This is a genomic window from Kitasatospora sp. NPDC001527 (assembly GCF_040298605.1).
Classification (GTDB): domain Bacteria; phylum Actinomycetota; class Actinomycetes; order Streptomycetales; family Streptomycetaceae; genus Kitasatospora.
Genome location: NZ_JBEPAM010000006.1, coordinates 178700 through 192890 on the forward strand (window position 1 = coordinate 178700; position 14191 = coordinate 192890).

Sequence of the window (14191 nt, forward strand, 5' to 3'; positions counted from 1 at the left end):
CGTGCGGCCGTCCGCCGGTCGGCGGACGGCCGCTCTGCGGCTCGGGTCTGGTCGAAGCCGACCCGCTGGTCAGGTCCTGCTGATGGAGAGGACGTAGCTGGTGCCGACGCAGACGTTGCTGTTGGACGAGCCGGTGACGACCCACCCCGCCGGACGGGGGGAGTAGGAGCACACCACGGCGGACGTCTTGTTGGTGATGTTCTCGATGGTGTACTCGACACCGCTTCCGGCGCAGGTCGTGCTGCTGCGCGCGCTCGTGACGACCCATCCGGTGGGGATCGGGGAGAAGGAGCACGGCCAGGCGGTGGTCAGGCCGGCGGTGTTCCTGATGGTGTAGTCGACGCCGCTTCCGGCGCAGGTTCGGCTGCCGCTGTACGAGCCCGTGACGGCCCACCCCGCCGGGATGGGCGAGAAGGAGCACACGTCGAAGTACGTCTGCCCGCTCGAATCGCTGATGGAGTACTCGACGCGGGTGCTGGGACAGTTGCGGCTGCCGGACGAGTGCGTGATGACCCACCCGGTCGGGACGGGCTCGTTGGAGCAGATGGTCCTGCTGGCGGTGACCTGCTGAGGAGCCGCCTGCGCCTGCGCCGTTGCGCCGGTCATCATTCCCAGGAGCAGCAGCGCGAACGCCACCAGATGCGGTACGCGGTTGCGTAAGGTCTTCAAAGTCGGCCTCGGATCTTCTCGAAAGCTCCACAGCTTGCGCTGATTCGGGTGAGATCGTGTCAGATCTGTTTCTGCGCGACCAGAGTGTCTCCTGCGCCCGGCGCCCGGGATCGCCGACAGGAAGGCGACGGCCTGCACCACGCGGTGCAAGCCGTCGCCCCCATGCGCAGCCTCGCCCGGACCATGGGAACCCGCAGGGCACCACCGAACTCCGACCTGCCCGGGGCCGGCCTTCCACAACCGGCTTCAGCGGCCCGCGAGGGCGTGGACGAAGCGGTGGGCGTCGATGGTGCCGAGGCCGCTGGCGAGGTCGTAGCCCCTCGTGGCCCGGTAGCCGGTGACGCCGTCCCAGGAGTTGTCCCCGGTGGTCACGTCGACCAGGCCGCTCCGCTGCGCCGGGAGCAGATCGAGGGCGTAGAGGCGCCAGTTGAGCCGGCCGAGGCGGTGGCCGGCGAGCTGGTCGGCGAGGGCGACCACGCCGGCGAAGACCGGCGCGGCCTCGCTGGTGCCGCCGGTGAGGTGCCAGCCGGCCCGGGCGGGGTCGTAGGACTCGTACGTCCACGCGCCGCCGTCGACGGCCGCGCTCATGCTGATGTCGGGGGTACCGCGGTGGTTGCCGGTGACGGCGGCGACGCCCGCCTGGTAGAGCGGCCGCTCGAAGACGCCGGAGACCCCGCCGCCGCCCGCGCCGTAGGCGTCGTGCCAGACCTTGTCGGGCGCGGTGCGCCGGCCGGCGTCGTCGAGGGTGAGCTGGGTGCCGCCGACGGAGGTGACCAGCGGGTCGGAGGAGGGCCAGGAGTTGACCCGGTAGGGGTAGAGGTCGGTGCCGTTCTGCTGGTAGTCGGTGGCGCCGGCGTCGCCGGAGGAGGCGAGCACGGTGACGTCGTGCGCGGCGGCCTCCTCGAAGGCGTAGCGCAGGTCGGTCAGCGAGCGGAAGTCGCCCTCGTCGAAGCCGGGGAAGGTGTTCTCGGTGGCGCCGAAGCTCTGCGAGACGACGTCGGCCCGGCCGGCGCGGATGAGGGCCCGCTCGGCGTCCATCATCTCGGGCAGGCCGGTGGTGCCCTCCGTCTCGGCGATGCCGGTCTCGACCAGGATGATGTGGGCGTCCGGCGCGATGGCGTGCGCGTACTCGACGTCGAGGGTGGCCTCGCCCGCCCAGGCGGTGTGGTCGGGGTTGGTGGGGTCGAACGGTGGGACGTCGCCCCACTTGATCACCTCGACCTGGGTGTCGGGCAGGCCCCACTGCCGGTCGAAGACCTCCAGGTCGTGCTGGATGGTGGGCGAGCCGAAGGAGTCGACGATGACGATGGTGCGGCCCTTGCCGGTGACGCCCTCCCGGTAGAGGGGGCCGAGGTTGTAGGCCTCGCGGTACTGGAGCGGGGAGTAGCAGTGGATACCGAGTTCGCCGAGGCACTGCGAGGTGCTCAGCGGCGCCGTGCGGCCGACGGCGCTCACCCGGCCGGCCGAGGCGGGGCGGACGTGGACGCCGGCGGCGCGGTGGGCGGCCGGGGCGGCGGCGGAAGCGGAGGCGCGGGTGTCGGTGCCGGTGGAGACGGCGCCGGCCGCGAGGGCGGTGGCCCCGACGGCGAGCAGGGCCAGGGCACGGCGAACGGGGTGCGGGCTTGCCATCGGGCTCCTCGGGGCGCTGGGAAGAGGTCGGGACCGTCCCCGGCGAAGGTAACCCACCACCAGGGACGGTCTGCTGACCCGGCGTCAGAAGAATTGCCCGTGTCAGCCCGTGTCAGCGCGCCCCGCCGTTGACGTACAGCGTCTGGCCGCTGACGTACGAGGCGTCCTCGCTCGCGAGGAAGGCGACCACCGAGGCGATCTCCTCCGGCTGCCCGACCCGCCGCAGCGGGGTGCGGGCGGACACCTCGGACTGGTGCTCCTCGGCCGTGGCGCCGACCCGGGCGGCCGTCGCGGCGGTCATCGCGGTGGCGATGTAGCCGGGGGCCACCGCGTTGACGTTGATGTTGAACGGGCCCAGCTCGATGGCGAGGGTCGCCGTCAGGCCCTGGATCCCGGCCTTGGCGGCGGCGTAGTTCGCCTGGCCGCGGTTGCCGAGCGCCGAGCGCGAGCTGAGCGAGACGATCTTGCCCCACTTCTGCGCCACCATGTACTTCTGCGCCACGTGGCTGCAGTTGTAGGCGCTGGTCAGGTTGACCGTCAGCACCGCGTCCCAGTCGGCCTTGGGCATCTTGAAGAACAGGTTGTCCCGGGTGATCCCGGCGTTGTTGATCAGGATGTGCAGGCCGCCGAGGTCCTCGGCGATCCGGGCGAAGACCTCCTCGACGGCGTCGTAGTCGGCCACGTCGCAGCCGTACGCCCGGGCCGTGCCGCCCTTGGCGGTGATCTCCCCGGCCGTTCCGGCGGCCCGTTCGGCCGAGAGGTCGACCACGGCCACCGCCGCGCCCTCCTCGGCCAGCCGGCGCGCGGTCGCCGCGCCGATGCCCTGCGCGCCGCCGGTGACGACGGCGACCCTGCCTGCGAAACGCGTCATGGTGCTGCTCCTCGGGAGGTGGAGGTCCGGCTGACAGCTGACAGAATCTGTTATCTGAAATCTGTTATCTGAAATCTGTCAGCTGTCATCTGTTATTTGTCAGTTGTCAGTCGTGAGCCCTCGGCCCCCGGCCCTCAGGCGGACTCCACCAGCACCGCCGTGCCCTGGCCGACCCCCACGCACATGGTGGCCAGGCCCCGGCGCCCGCCGGTGCGGCGCATCCGGTGCAGCAGGGTGGTGAGGATCCGGGCGCCGGAACCGCCGAGCGGGTGGCCCAGCGCGATCGCGCCGCCGGTCGGGTTGACCAGCTCCGGGTCGATCCCCAACTGGTCGACGGAGGCCAGCACCTGGGCGGCGAAGGCCTCGTTCAGCTCGGCCTCCTCGACCGCGTCCAGCGTCCAGCCGGCCCGGGCGATCGCCTTGCGGGTGGCCGGCACCGGCCCGATGCCCATCACGTCCGGGTGCACGCCCGCCGAGGCGCCGGCCACGTACCGGCCGAGCGGCTCCAGGCCGAACTCGCGCAGCGCCTCCTCGCTGACCAGGACGAGCCCGGCCGCGCCGTCGTTCATCGGCGAGGCGTTGCCCGCCGTCACCGTGCCGCCGGGGCGGAAGGCGGGCTTGAGCCGGGCCAGCTTCTCCAGGCTGGTGTCCTCGCGGATCGACTCGTCCGCCTCGACACTCACCCCGTCGGGCCGCTCGACCGGGACCAACTCGGCGTCGAAGTGGCCGTCCTCGCGGGCGGCGGCGGCCCGCTGGTGGCTGCGCAGCGCGAAGGCGTCCTGCCGCTCCCGGGTGATGCCGAACCGGGCGGCCACCTCCTCGGCGGTCTCTCCCATGGAGAGCACGCCGTGCAGCTCGGCCATCCGGGGGTGGGTGAGCCGCCAGCCGAGCCGGGTGTCGAAGGTCTCGATCCGGTGCGGCAGCGCTTCGTCGGGGCGGGGGAGGACGAAGGGGGCGCGGGTCATCGACTCGCAGCCGCCGGCGAGCACGACGTCCGCCTCGCCGGATCCGATGGCCCGGGCGGCCATGGTGACTGCCTCCAGGCCGGAGGCGCAGAGGCGGTTGACGGTGGCGCCGGGGACGCTGTCGGGCAGCCCGGCGAGCAGCACGGCCATCCGGGCGGCGTTGCGGTTGTCCTCGCCGGCCTGGTTGGCGGCGCCCCAGTAGACGTCGTCGATCCGGGCCGGGTCGAGGGAGGGCAGGCCGGCGAGCAGGGCGCGCAGCACGGTGGCCGAGAGGTCGTCCGGGCGGACCGTGGCGAGCGCTCCGCGCAGCCGGCCGATGGGTGTGCGGCGGGCTGCGGCGAAGTAGACAGGACGCACGACGTCGGGCTCCTTGTCGAGGTGTCGAGGTGTCGAGGTGTCGAGTTTTCGGGAACGAGGAAACGTGGGTCAGAAGGCGCTGACGCCGGTGAGCGCGCGCCCGATGAGCAACTGGTGGATCTGGCTGGTGCCCTCGTAGAGAGTCATCACCCGCGCGTCGCGCAGGTACTTGCCGACGGGGTACTCGTCGATGAAGCCGTAGCCGCCGAACACCTGGAGGGCGTTGTTGGCGGCCCGCACCGCCGCCTCGCCGGCGAACAGCTTGGCGACGGAGGACTCGGTGGCGAACGGCAGGCCGCGCTCGATGTGGTCGGCGACCTTCCAGGTGAGCAGCCGGGCGGCCTCGACGTCCACGGCGATCCCGGCGAGCAACTGCTGCACCAGCTGGTGCGAGGCGATCGGCGCGCCGAACTGCTCGCGCTCGCCGGCGTAGCGTACGGCGGCGTCCAGGCAGGCCCGGGCGATGCCCACGCAGCCGGCGGCCACCGACATCCGGCCCTTGGCGAGCGCCGCCATGGCGACGGTGAAGCCCTTGCCGATCTCGCCGAGCCGGGCGCTGTCGGGCACCCGGACGCGGTCGAAGGAGAGTTCGGCGGTGGCCTGGCCGCGCAGGCCGAGCTTGCCGTGGATCTCGGTGCGGGTGAAGCCGGGCAACTCGGTGGGGACCAGGAAGGCGGTGATGCCCCGGTGGCCGCTCTCGCCGGTGCGGGCGAAGACGAGCGCGACGTCGGCCCAGGTGCCGTTGGTGATGAAGGTCTTGGTGCCGCTGAGCAGCCAGTGCTCGCCCTCGCGCACGGCCCGGGTGGTGAGGTTGGCGGCGTCGGAGCCGGTGCCGGGTTCGGTGAGGGCGAAGCAGCCGAGCGCCGCGCCGGAGGTGAGCCGGGGCAGCCAGTGCCGTTTCTGCTCCTCGCTGCCGAAGGCGTTGACCGACTTCGCGACCAGGCCGAGCGAGACCGAGACGATGCCGCGCACGGCGGAGTCGCCCCGGCCCAGCTCCTCCAGGACCAGGCAGTAGGCGAGGTGGTCGCCGCCGCTGCCGCCGTACTCCTCGGGGATGGTCAGGCCGAGGAAGCCGAGGCCGCCCAGCTTGCCGACGATCGCGCGGTCGACCGACTCGGCGCGGTCCCAGGCGGCGGCGTGCGGCACGATCTCGCGGTCGGTGAAGGAGGCCGCGAGTGCGCGGACGGCGGCCTGTTCCCCGGAGAGTTCGAGGTCCATCGGGGCGCTCCCGGTTAAACTAGCGCTGCAAGTTTTACGAGGGGACTGTAGCCCCGACCGGCCGCGCTGGGAAGGGGCACCTGCCAGAATCGGTCCACCCCCCACCCGACCGGACGCACCCACCGGAGGAACCGCGCCGATGCCCCGCCCGCGCACCCCCCTGCTCAACCGCGAACGCATCGTCGCCGCCGCGCTGCGCCTGGTCGACGAGGAGGGGCTGGCCGCGCTCTCCACCCGCCGGCTGGCCGGCGAGCTCTCGGTGAGCGGGCCCTCCCTCTACAACCACTTCGCCACCAAGGACGAGCTGCTGGACGCGGTGGTGGACGGGGTGATGGGCGAGGTCGACCTGTCGATGTTCGCGCCCGGCACGCCCTGGCCGCGGGCGCTGCGCGACTGGGCCCGCTCCTACCGCGCCGCGCTCGCCGCCCACCCCAACATCGTCCCGGTGCTCGCCCAGGGGCCGGGGCGGCGGCCGAACGCGCTGCGGCTGGCCGACGCCGTCTTCGGCCACCTGGTCGAGGCCGGCTGGCCGCGCGGGCAGGCGACCAGGGTCGGCGCGCTGATGCGGTACTTCGTCACCGGCTCGGCGCTGGCCTCCTTCGCGGCCGGCTTCCCGGAGGACGCCGGGGTGTACGACGCGGCCGACTACCCGCACCTCGGCGAGGCGCACCGGCTGGCCGAGCACCGGGCGGCGGTGGACGAGGGCGCCTTCGAGACGGGCCTGGAGGCGCTCCTCGACGGCCTGGAGCTGCGCTTCGAACGGCTGGAGCGGCCGGGTCACCAGGGCTCGCGGGCCACGAACGCCGGGCGCAGCGCGGGGTCCACCGGGTCGTAGTACCGGTGGTAGACGGGGGTCAGCCCGCCGGAGACCGGCGGCACGATCCAGCTCCAGTCGGCGGGTGTCGGCTGGCCGGCGCGCTTCTCCCGCGCCACGTGCCGCAGGAACCGCTCGGACTCGGTGTGGTGGTCGGCCATGGTCACCCCGGCCTCCTCGAAGGAGTGCAGCACCGCGATGTTCAGCTCCACCAGGGCGCGGTCCCGCCAGAGCGTGCGGTCGCTGGAGGTGTCCAGGCCGAGCCGGTCGGCGACGGTCGCCAGCATGTCGTAGCGGTCGGCGTCGGCGAGGTTGCGGGCGCCGATCTCGGTGCCCATGTACCAGCCGTTGAACGGCGCGGTGGGGTAGCGCACGCCGCCGATCTCCAGCGTGAGGTCGCTGATCGCCGGCACCGCGTACCAGCGCAGGCCGAGATCGGCGAACCACTGGTGCCCGGGGTGCGAGAGCCGGACCTCCAGGGTGGTGTCCTCGGGCAGCTCGTACCAGCTGGGCCGCTCGCCGGCCCGTTCCTGGACGAGCAGCGGCAGCACCTCGAACCGCTCCTCGCCACCCTTCCAGCCGAGGTCGCGGGCCCGGGCGGCCAGCTGCGCGCCGGCCGGGTCGCCGATCCACCGGCCGTCCGGGCCGGGGTGGCCGGCGTAGCGGACCAGCTGCTGGTTGAGGATCCGGGCGGCGGGGCGGCCGGGCCGGTCGGGGGCGAACACGGAGATCACCGGGCGGATCCGCCCGCCGTTGGTGGCGGTGCGCAGGTGCTCGAAGCACTCGGTGGCGATGTCGTCTGCGGAGGAGAGGTGGCGCAGGTCGCGCACCACCAGGCTGCGCCAGTAGAGCCGGCCGATGCAGCGGGCGGCGTTGCGCCAGGCGAGCCTGGCGCCGTGGGCGAGTTCGGCGGGGGTGTGCTGGTAGCTGCCGGTGCGGTCGATCTCGTCGAGGACGGCGCGTATCCGCGCGTCCGGGTCGCCGGCGGCGGGCTGCTCGGCGTGGAACCGCCGGATGAACTCGGCGGCCTGCCGGGGGTCGGTGAAGGGTCGGTCGGGTGCCTGCGAAGGCGAAGGCGCGGACGCTCCGGCGGACTCCTCCGGCACCAGGTGGCCGTGGACGTGGGCGTGTGAGTAGGGGCAGGCGCGGGCGGTGGCGGCGGATCGGCGCGTGCTGCGGGTGCGAAGCCGGTCGAAGATCAAGGACATCCCTCCTGCCGCACAGGGATACCGGAGGTGTCCGCGCCGCCGCAGCGAGTGAACGATTCGGCCCCCGCCCCCGGCGTCTTCACGCTAGGGTGCGGGGGCCGGAGGCCGCGCGGGAGGCTTGTCCCACGCGGGGGCTACCCCATGTCCTCCAGGCGCACGCCCTTGGTCTCCTTGAGGAAGCGCGCCACGAACACCAGCGACAGCGCCGCGAACACCGCGTACGCGAGGTAGGTGGCCGAGAGGTTCCAGCGCGAGAGGGCCGGGAACGAGACGGTGATCGCCCAGTTGGCGATCCACTGCGCGGAGGCGGCCAGCGAGAGCGCGGCGGCGCGGATCCGGTTGGGGAACATCTCGCCGAGCATCACCCAGACCACCACGCCCCAGGAGAGCGCGAAGAACAGCACGAAGGCGTTGGCGGCGATGAGCGCCACGGTGCCCTGCAGGTCGGGCAGGGCGACGTCCTCGCCGCTGCCGGTGGCGGAGGAGAACGCCCAGGCGCAGGCGCCCAGCGCGACGGCCATGCCGGCCGAGCCGATCAGCGCGAGCGGCTTGCGGCCGATCCGGTCGACCAGCAGGATCGCGATCACGGTGCCGAGGATGTTGATGACCGAGCCGATGAAGCTGATCAGCAGCGAGTTGGACTGGTCGATTCCCACCGACTGCCAGAGGATCGACGAGTAGTAGAAGATCACGTTGATGCCGACCAGCTGCTGGAACACGGACAGCCCGATGCCCGCCCAGACGATCGGCAGCAGGCCGAAGCGCCCGCCGAGCAGGTCGCGGAAGCGCGGGCGGTGGTCGGAGGCGATCAGGCCCCGGATCTCGGCGATCCGGGCGTCGGTGTCGCGGCCCTCGCCCTCGATCCCGATCAGGACGGTGCGGGCCTCGTCCAGCCGGCCGGCCGAGATGAGGAAGCGCGGGGACTCGGGGATGGTCGAGGCGAGCACGAAGTAGACGGCGGCCGGCACCACGCAGATGCCGAGCATCCACTGCCAGGCCTCCAGGCCGAGCAGGTGGCCTCGGGTGTCGCCGCCGGCGGCGTTCGCCAGCAGCCAGTTGACCAGCTGCGAGATCGCGATGCCGAGCACGATGGCGGCCTGCTGGAAGGAGGCCAGCCGGCCGCGGTACTTCGCCGGCGCCACCTCGGCGATGTAGGTCGGGGCGATCACCGAGGCGATGCCGATGGCGGCTCCGCCGAGGACGCGCCACAGGGCGAGGTCCCAGGCGGAGAACGGCAGCATCGAGCCGATCGCACTGACCGCGAAGAGCAGCGCCCCGGCCTTCATCACGGTGGTCCGGCCGTAGCGGTCGGCGAACCGGCCGGCCAGCGCGGCGCCGACCGCCGAGCCCAGCAGCGCGGAGGAGACGATCAGACCGGTCACACCGTCGCCGACACCGAACTTCTCCTGGATGCCGGAGACCGCGCCGTTGATCACGGAGCTGTCGTAGCCGAACAGGAACCCGCCGAGGGCTGCGGCGGCGGTGATGAAGACGACGAAGCCGAGCCGGCCGGACGGTGCCGGCCCGGTCGTCGCCCCCGAGGGGCCCGCGGACTGCTGGGTGACGCTCACGATCTTGACTCCTGGTACTCCACGCTGAGTTCGGTAGCCGAGATCGTAACCCCTCAATGTTCAAGTGTTGTACGTGGGATCCTGCCCAAATCCCTTGAGCCATTAGTAAGGTGAACGATCAAATACCGATCAGGCCGCCCTCCCCGGCCGGCTGGGCCAGCGAGAGCCCGAATCGCCCCTCCTCGTCCGTCCACCAGGCCGCCAGTCGCAGGCCGGCCGCCGCCAGCTCCTCGGCGACCCGCTCGCGGCGGAACTTCGCCGAGACCTCGGTGCGCAGCTCCTCGCCCTCGGTGAAGTGCACCGGCAGGTCCAGCGCCGGGATCTTCACGGTCTGCGTGACCAGCGAGCGCAGCCGCATCTCGATCCACTCCTGCTCCGCGTCCCAGCGCGCCACGTGGGCGAACGCCTCCGGCTCGAAGTCGGCGGACAGCTCGCGGTTCAGCACGTTGAGCACGTTGCGGTTGAACTCCGCGGTCACCCCGGCCGCGTCGTCGTAGGCGGCGACCAGCACCGCCGGGTCCTTGACCAGGTCGGTGCCGAGCAGCAGCGAGTCGTCCGGGCCGAGCGCGGAGCCCAGCCCGCGCAGGAAGGCGGCCCGCTCGGACGGCAGCAGGTTGCCGAGGGTGCCGCCGAGGAAGGCGACCAGCCGCGGGCCGCCGGCCGGCGGCAGGTCGAGGCGGGCGGTGAAGTCGGCCAGCACGCCGTGCACCGCGAGGCCCGGGTAGTCGGCGGCGAGCGTCTCGCCGGCCGAGGTCAGCGCGCTCTCGCTGACGTCCACCGGTACGTACGTCTCCAGCGTGCCGAGGTCGCGCAGCGCGTCCAGCAGCAGCCGGGTCTTCTCGGAGGAGCCGGAGCCCAGCTCCACCAGGGTGCGGGCCCGGGTGGCGGCGGCGATCTCGCCGGCCCGGGCGGTGAGGATCGCCCGCTCGGCCCGGGTCGGGTAGTACTCCGGCAGTCGGGTGATCTCCTCGAACAGCTCGCTGCCCCGCGCGTCGTAGAACCACTTGGGCGGCAGCCACTTGGGTTCGGCGGTCAGGCCGGTCCGCACGTCGTGCCGCAGCGCGGTGCTGAAGTGGTCGGAGGGCAGCAGCCGGGTGAGATCAAAGGTGCTCATGACAGGTGGATCCTCTGTTCAGGAAGTGAAGAGATGTGGACCTTGAGTCGGCCGGTCGGCCGGTCGGCCGGTCCGCCGGTCGACCGGCCAGTCGCGGCCAGGCGGCCGGCCGGACCGGGGCAGCCGCGTTCAGAGCGGCTTGACGGTCACCCCGTCCGGACCGGCCAGCAGCAGCGAGCGGTCCGGCACGACCGTCCAGCCGGGAAGGTCGTCGGAGGGCTCGGAGGCGACCAGCACGCCGAGCCCGGGCACCGTGCGGTGGTGCAGGGTGTCGCCCCAGGCGGTGGCGGCGATCTCCCGGCCGTCGGTGAGCAGCAGATTGATCCGCCCGGTGGTGTGCGCGGCCGTCTCGGCGACGGTGCCGGCCAGCGCCTCGCCGAGCCCGGCGCCCGCCCGCAGCCGGTGCAGCGTGAGCGCCCAGAGCAGCGCCGAGTCGGTGCGCGCCACCAGGCCGAGCAACTCCTGCGGGGGCAGCAGCGCGGCGAGCGCGCCGGTCCGCTCCGGCCAGCCGGCCAGCGCCCCGTTGTGGCTGAACAGCCAGCGCCCGGCGGCGAACGGCGCGGCCGCCTCCTCGCCCGCCGCGCAGCCCTCGGTGGCCGAGCGGACCGCCGCCAGCAGCGCCCGGGTGCGCAGGACGCGGGCGAGGTCGGCGAACGAGGCGTCCGCCCAGACCGGCCCGGCCCGGCGGTAGCGGGCCGGCACCTCGTCGCCGTCCGCGTACCAGCCGAGGCCGAAGCCGTCCGCGTTGACCGTGCCGTACTGCTGCAGGCGCGGCGCCCAGGACTGCCGGTAGAGCCCGAAGGGCGGCTCCACCAGCAGCGTCCCGGGTGCCACCGGCTCGCCCAGGTAGGCGAGGTGGCGGCACATCAGCCGGCCTCCGCGACGACCCCGGGGCCGGAGCCGTCGTCGACGTCGGCGGCGGTGCGGAACCCGGCGAAGATCTGCCGGCGGACCGGGTAGTCCCAGTTGCGGAAGGTGCCCCGGCAGGCGACCGGCGCCACCGCGAAGCAGCCGCCGCGCAGCACCTTGTACTCCGGCCCGAAGAACACCTCCGAGTACTCCCGGTAGGGCCAGGCCCGGAAGCCCGGGTAGGGGTGGAAGTCGCTGGCCGTCCACTCCCACACGTCGCCCATCAGCTGCCGCACCCCGTAGGGGGAGCGGCCGTCCGGGTAGCTGCCGGCCGGGGCCGGGCGCAGGTGGCGCTGGCCGAGGTTGGCGTGCTCGGGGCCGGGCGCGCCGTCGCCCCACGGGTAGCGCCGGGAGCGGCCGGTGGCCGGGTCGTGCCGGGCGGCCTTCTCCCACTCGGCCTCGGTCGGCAGCCGGCGCCCGGCCCAGCGGGCGTAGGCGTCCGCCTCGTACCAGCTGACGTGCAGCACCGGCTCGTCGAGCGGCACCGGCTCCAGCACGCCGAACCGGCGGCGCAGCCACTGGCCGTCCTCGCGGCGCCAGAACAGCGGTGCGCTCAGGCCGGCGCTGCGCCGGTGCGCCCAGCCCTCGGGCGTCCACCAGTGCGGCTCGTCGTAGCCGCCGTCCTCGATGAAGCGCAGGTAGGCGGCGTTGGTGACCGGTGTGGTGTCCAGCCGGTAGGCGGGCAGGTCGACGCGGTGGGCGGGGCGCTCGTTGTCCAGCGCCCACGGCTCGGTGTCGGTGCCCATGGTGAACGGGCCGGCCGGGATCAGCACCTCGGCGGGCAGCGCGGCGGCGTCCGCCGGGGCGGGCGGCGGCGGGGGAGCGGCCAGCGCGGGCTCGCCCGTGCGGAGCTGGTGGGTGATCAGCATGGTCTCGTCGTGCTGCTGCTCGTGCTGGGCGATCATGCCGAAGGCGAACCCGGCGGCCAGCAGCGGCGCGCCCTCCAGGGGGCTGGCGGCGAGCAGGTCGAGCACCCGGCCGCGGACCTCGCCCGCGTACGCCCGGGCCTCGGCGGGCGGCAGCAGCGGCAGGCTCGGGCGCTCGGCGCGCGGGTGCTCGAAGGCGTCGTAGAGCGGGTCGATCTCGGGGTGCATCGGGTCCCGGCCGCCGACGTTGCGCAGCAGCCAGAGCTCCTCCTGGTTGCCGATGTGCGCGAGGTCCCAGACCAGCGGGGACATCAGCGGGGAGTGCTGGGCGGTGAGGTCGTGGTCCTCGACGCAGTCGGTGAGCGCGGCGGTGCGGGCGCGGGCGGCCAGCAGCTCGGCGGCGATCGTCTCGCGCAGCGCCTCCGGGGCGATCGCGTCCGGGGCGGGAGCCTCCGGCGCCAGGGTCTCCGACGGGGGAGTGGTCCCGGCCTCGCGGGCGTCGTCGATCATGGTGCGGCCTCCTCCGGGGGAGTGCGTCGGGTGCCGGTGCGCAGGGCGTCCAGCTGGTCGTCGGCCGGGCAGCGGCCGCGCGCGGGGTAGCGCTCGGCGTAGGCGGCGAGGGTGGCGCGCAGCCGCTCGGCGCCGGGCATCCGGCCCAGCGCGGCGTCCGCGGCGGCGAAGCAGGCGAGCGAGGCGTGGCGCAGCTCGGGGTCGGCGGTGGCCAGGGCGGCGGCCCGGCGCCAGACGTCGCTGCGCGGCGCGGGCGGGCCGTCCTCGCCCGGGGGCGGCTGCAGCGGTTCCAGGGCGGCGAGCGCGGCGTCCGCGGCGAGGGGGTCGTCCAGCAGCGCGGTGACCAGGGCTGTCGGCACGATCCAGCCGTCGCCCGGCTGGGCGTCGATCATCCGCAGTTCCAGGTGGCCGCGCGGGCGCACCGGCGGGAAGAGCGTGGTGCGGTGGTAGTCGAGGTCGGCCAGGGTGGGCGGGCGCTCGCCGGCGCCGCGCAGCCAGTCGCGGAAGGTCAGCCCGGCCGGGGCGGTCCACGGCAGGCCGTCGTGGCGGCGCACGCAGAGCACCTCGGCGTCCAGGACGTACCCGGCCCAGGACTCGCGCGGGTCGCCGTCCCCGGGCGCGGGGGCGAGGGTGCGGGTGGGGTCCATCCGGGACCAGACGGTCTGCCGGGTGGAGCGGTGCCCGGTGGGGCGGCCGTCCAGCAGCGGGGAGTTGGCGAAGGCGGCGACCAGCACCGGGCCGAGCCGGTGGGCGAGCAGCCAGCGGCGCTCCAGGGCGTGCGGGCCGTCCTCCGCCCCGGCGTCCAGGCAGACCTGGAGCGAGGCGGTGCCGGTCATCATGATCCGGCCCCAGGGGCCCGCGGCGTCGAAGTGGCGCTGCATCGCGAGGTAGCGCGGATGGTCCAGCACCATCGTGCGGGGGCGGCCCAGCGGGTCGGTGCCGGTGCCGGTGAGCCGCAGGCCCTGGGCGGCGAAGGCGGCCCGCAGGGCTCCGAGGTCGCGCCTGGTGTCGGCGACGCATCCGGTGAGGCTGTCGGCGGGCGGGGAGCTGAGCTCGACCTGACCGCCGGGTTCGAGAGTGAGGCGGGAGCCGGACGGGAGCGAGGTCCCGTCGGGTCCGCCGAGTGGCAGTGCGTCCAGTGCGGCGTGCAGCCGTTCAGGGGGGACCGGCCGGTCGGGACATCGGTCGTCGTGGACGAACCACTCGACCTCGACGCCCACCAGCCGGGGCGGCCCGATCTTGAAGCAGACGCCCGCCACGTGGCTGCGGGCGGCCGACTCGGTGAGCGGGGTCACCGCGTCGGTGCGCGGGGTCGCGGCGTCGGTGCGCGGCGCGGTGCTCCGCCGGTCGGTCTGGTTGGGCGGTCGAAGGGGTATCACCGGACTCACCATCCTCGGGACACGGGTGCGGCCCGGACTACCCTGCCCAGTCTGCCCCGGACCATGCGAAGGCGCCGCGCAAACATCGGGTCAAGGCCGGTCGCCGCAGGC

General features: G+C 73.9%; 12 protein-coding genes. 1 reads left to right on the forward strand and 11 read right to left on the reverse strand.

The annotated features are described in order from the left end of the window. Positions 1-69: 69 nt before the first annotated feature. The 5 genes from ABT238_RS08830 to ABT238_RS08850 all read right to left on the reverse strand — a co-directional run bounded on the left by ABT238_RS08830 (position 70) and on the right by ABT238_RS08850 (position 5709). On the reverse strand, positions 70-669 hold the full coding sequence (locus tag ABT238_RS08830; protein ID WP_350756238.1) for a hypothetical protein: 600 nt from the start codon (positions 667-669) through the stop codon (positions 70-72). 246 nt (positions 670-915) lie between these two features. Continuing rightward, a complete protein-coding gene (locus ABT238_RS08835; protein WP_350756240.1) occupies positions 916-2298 on the reverse strand; it encodes a S53 family peptidase in 1383 nt (460 codons plus the stop codon). Positions 2299-2410: 112 nt separating this feature from the next. Continuing rightward, positions 2411-3169: a 3-oxoacyl-ACP reductase FabG gene (fabG, locus tag ABT238_RS08840; RefSeq protein WP_350563982.1), complete on the reverse strand. Its 759-nt coding sequence runs from the start codon at positions 3167-3169 to the stop codon at positions 2411-2413. A 134-nt stretch (positions 3170-3303) separates the two neighbouring features. Further along, positions 3304-4491: a thiolase family protein gene (locus tag ABT238_RS08845; protein WP_350756242.1), complete on the reverse strand. Its 1188-nt coding sequence runs from the start codon at positions 4489-4491 to the stop codon at positions 3304-3306. Positions 4492-4560: 69 nt separating this feature from the next. Further along, a complete protein-coding gene (locus ABT238_RS08850; protein WP_350756244.1) occupies positions 4561-5709 on the reverse strand; it encodes an acyl-CoA dehydrogenase family protein in 1149 nt (382 codons plus the stop codon). 139 nt (positions 5710-5848) lie between these two features. Between ABT238_RS08850 and ABT238_RS08855 the strand changes: the two genes are divergently transcribed. Next, the gene (locus tag ABT238_RS08855) at positions 5849-6544 is read left to right on the forward strand and encodes a TetR/AcrR family transcriptional regulator C-terminal domain-containing protein (protein ID WP_350563978.1); all 696 of its coding nucleotides are present in this window, start codon (positions 5849-5851) and stop codon (positions 6542-6544) included. Here the strand turns inward: ABT238_RS08855 and ABT238_RS08860 are convergent. The 6 genes from ABT238_RS08860 to egtA form a co-directional block, all read right to left on the reverse strand. Continuing rightward, positions 6487-7731, reverse strand: a complete 1245-nt coding sequence (locus tag ABT238_RS08860) for a nitric oxide synthase oxygenase (protein ID WP_350756246.1) — start codon at positions 7729-7731, stop codon at positions 6487-6489. The two genes, ABT238_RS08855 and ABT238_RS08860, sit on opposite strands and share 58 nt — an antisense overlap. 134 nt (positions 7732-7865) lie before the next feature. After that, the gene (locus ABT238_RS08865) at positions 7866-9302 is read right to left on the reverse strand and encodes a sugar porter family MFS transporter (protein ID WP_350756248.1); all 1437 of its coding nucleotides are present in this window, start codon (positions 9300-9302) and stop codon (positions 7866-7868) included. Positions 9303-9420: 118 nt separating this feature from the next. After that, positions 9421-10416 carry an L-histidine N(alpha)-methyltransferase gene (gene egtD / locus ABT238_RS08870; RefSeq protein ID WP_350756250.1) on the reverse strand — a complete coding sequence of 332 codons (996 nt, stop codon included), beginning with the start codon at positions 10414-10416 and terminating at the stop codon, positions 9421-9423. 129 nt (positions 10417-10545) lie between these two features. Continuing rightward, the gene (egtC, locus tag ABT238_RS08875; RefSeq protein WP_350756252.1) at positions 10546-11283 is read right to left on the reverse strand and encodes an ergothioneine biosynthesis protein EgtC; all 738 of its coding nucleotides are present in this window, start codon (positions 11281-11283) and stop codon (positions 10546-10548) included. Beyond that, positions 11283-12701 carry an ergothioneine biosynthesis protein EgtB gene (egtB, locus tag ABT238_RS08880; protein WP_350563969.1) on the reverse strand — a complete coding sequence of 473 codons (1419 nt, stop codon included), beginning with the start codon at positions 12699-12701 and terminating at the stop codon, positions 11283-11285. Before egtB ends, egtC begins: the two co-directional genes overlap by 1 nt. After that, positions 12698-14080, reverse strand: a complete 1383-nt coding sequence (gene egtA / locus ABT238_RS08885) for an ergothioneine biosynthesis glutamate--cysteine ligase EgtA (RefSeq protein WP_502884223.1) — start codon at positions 14078-14080, stop codon at positions 12698-12700. Before egtA ends, egtB begins: the two co-directional genes overlap by 4 nt. Positions 14081-14191: the final 111 nt, after the last annotated feature.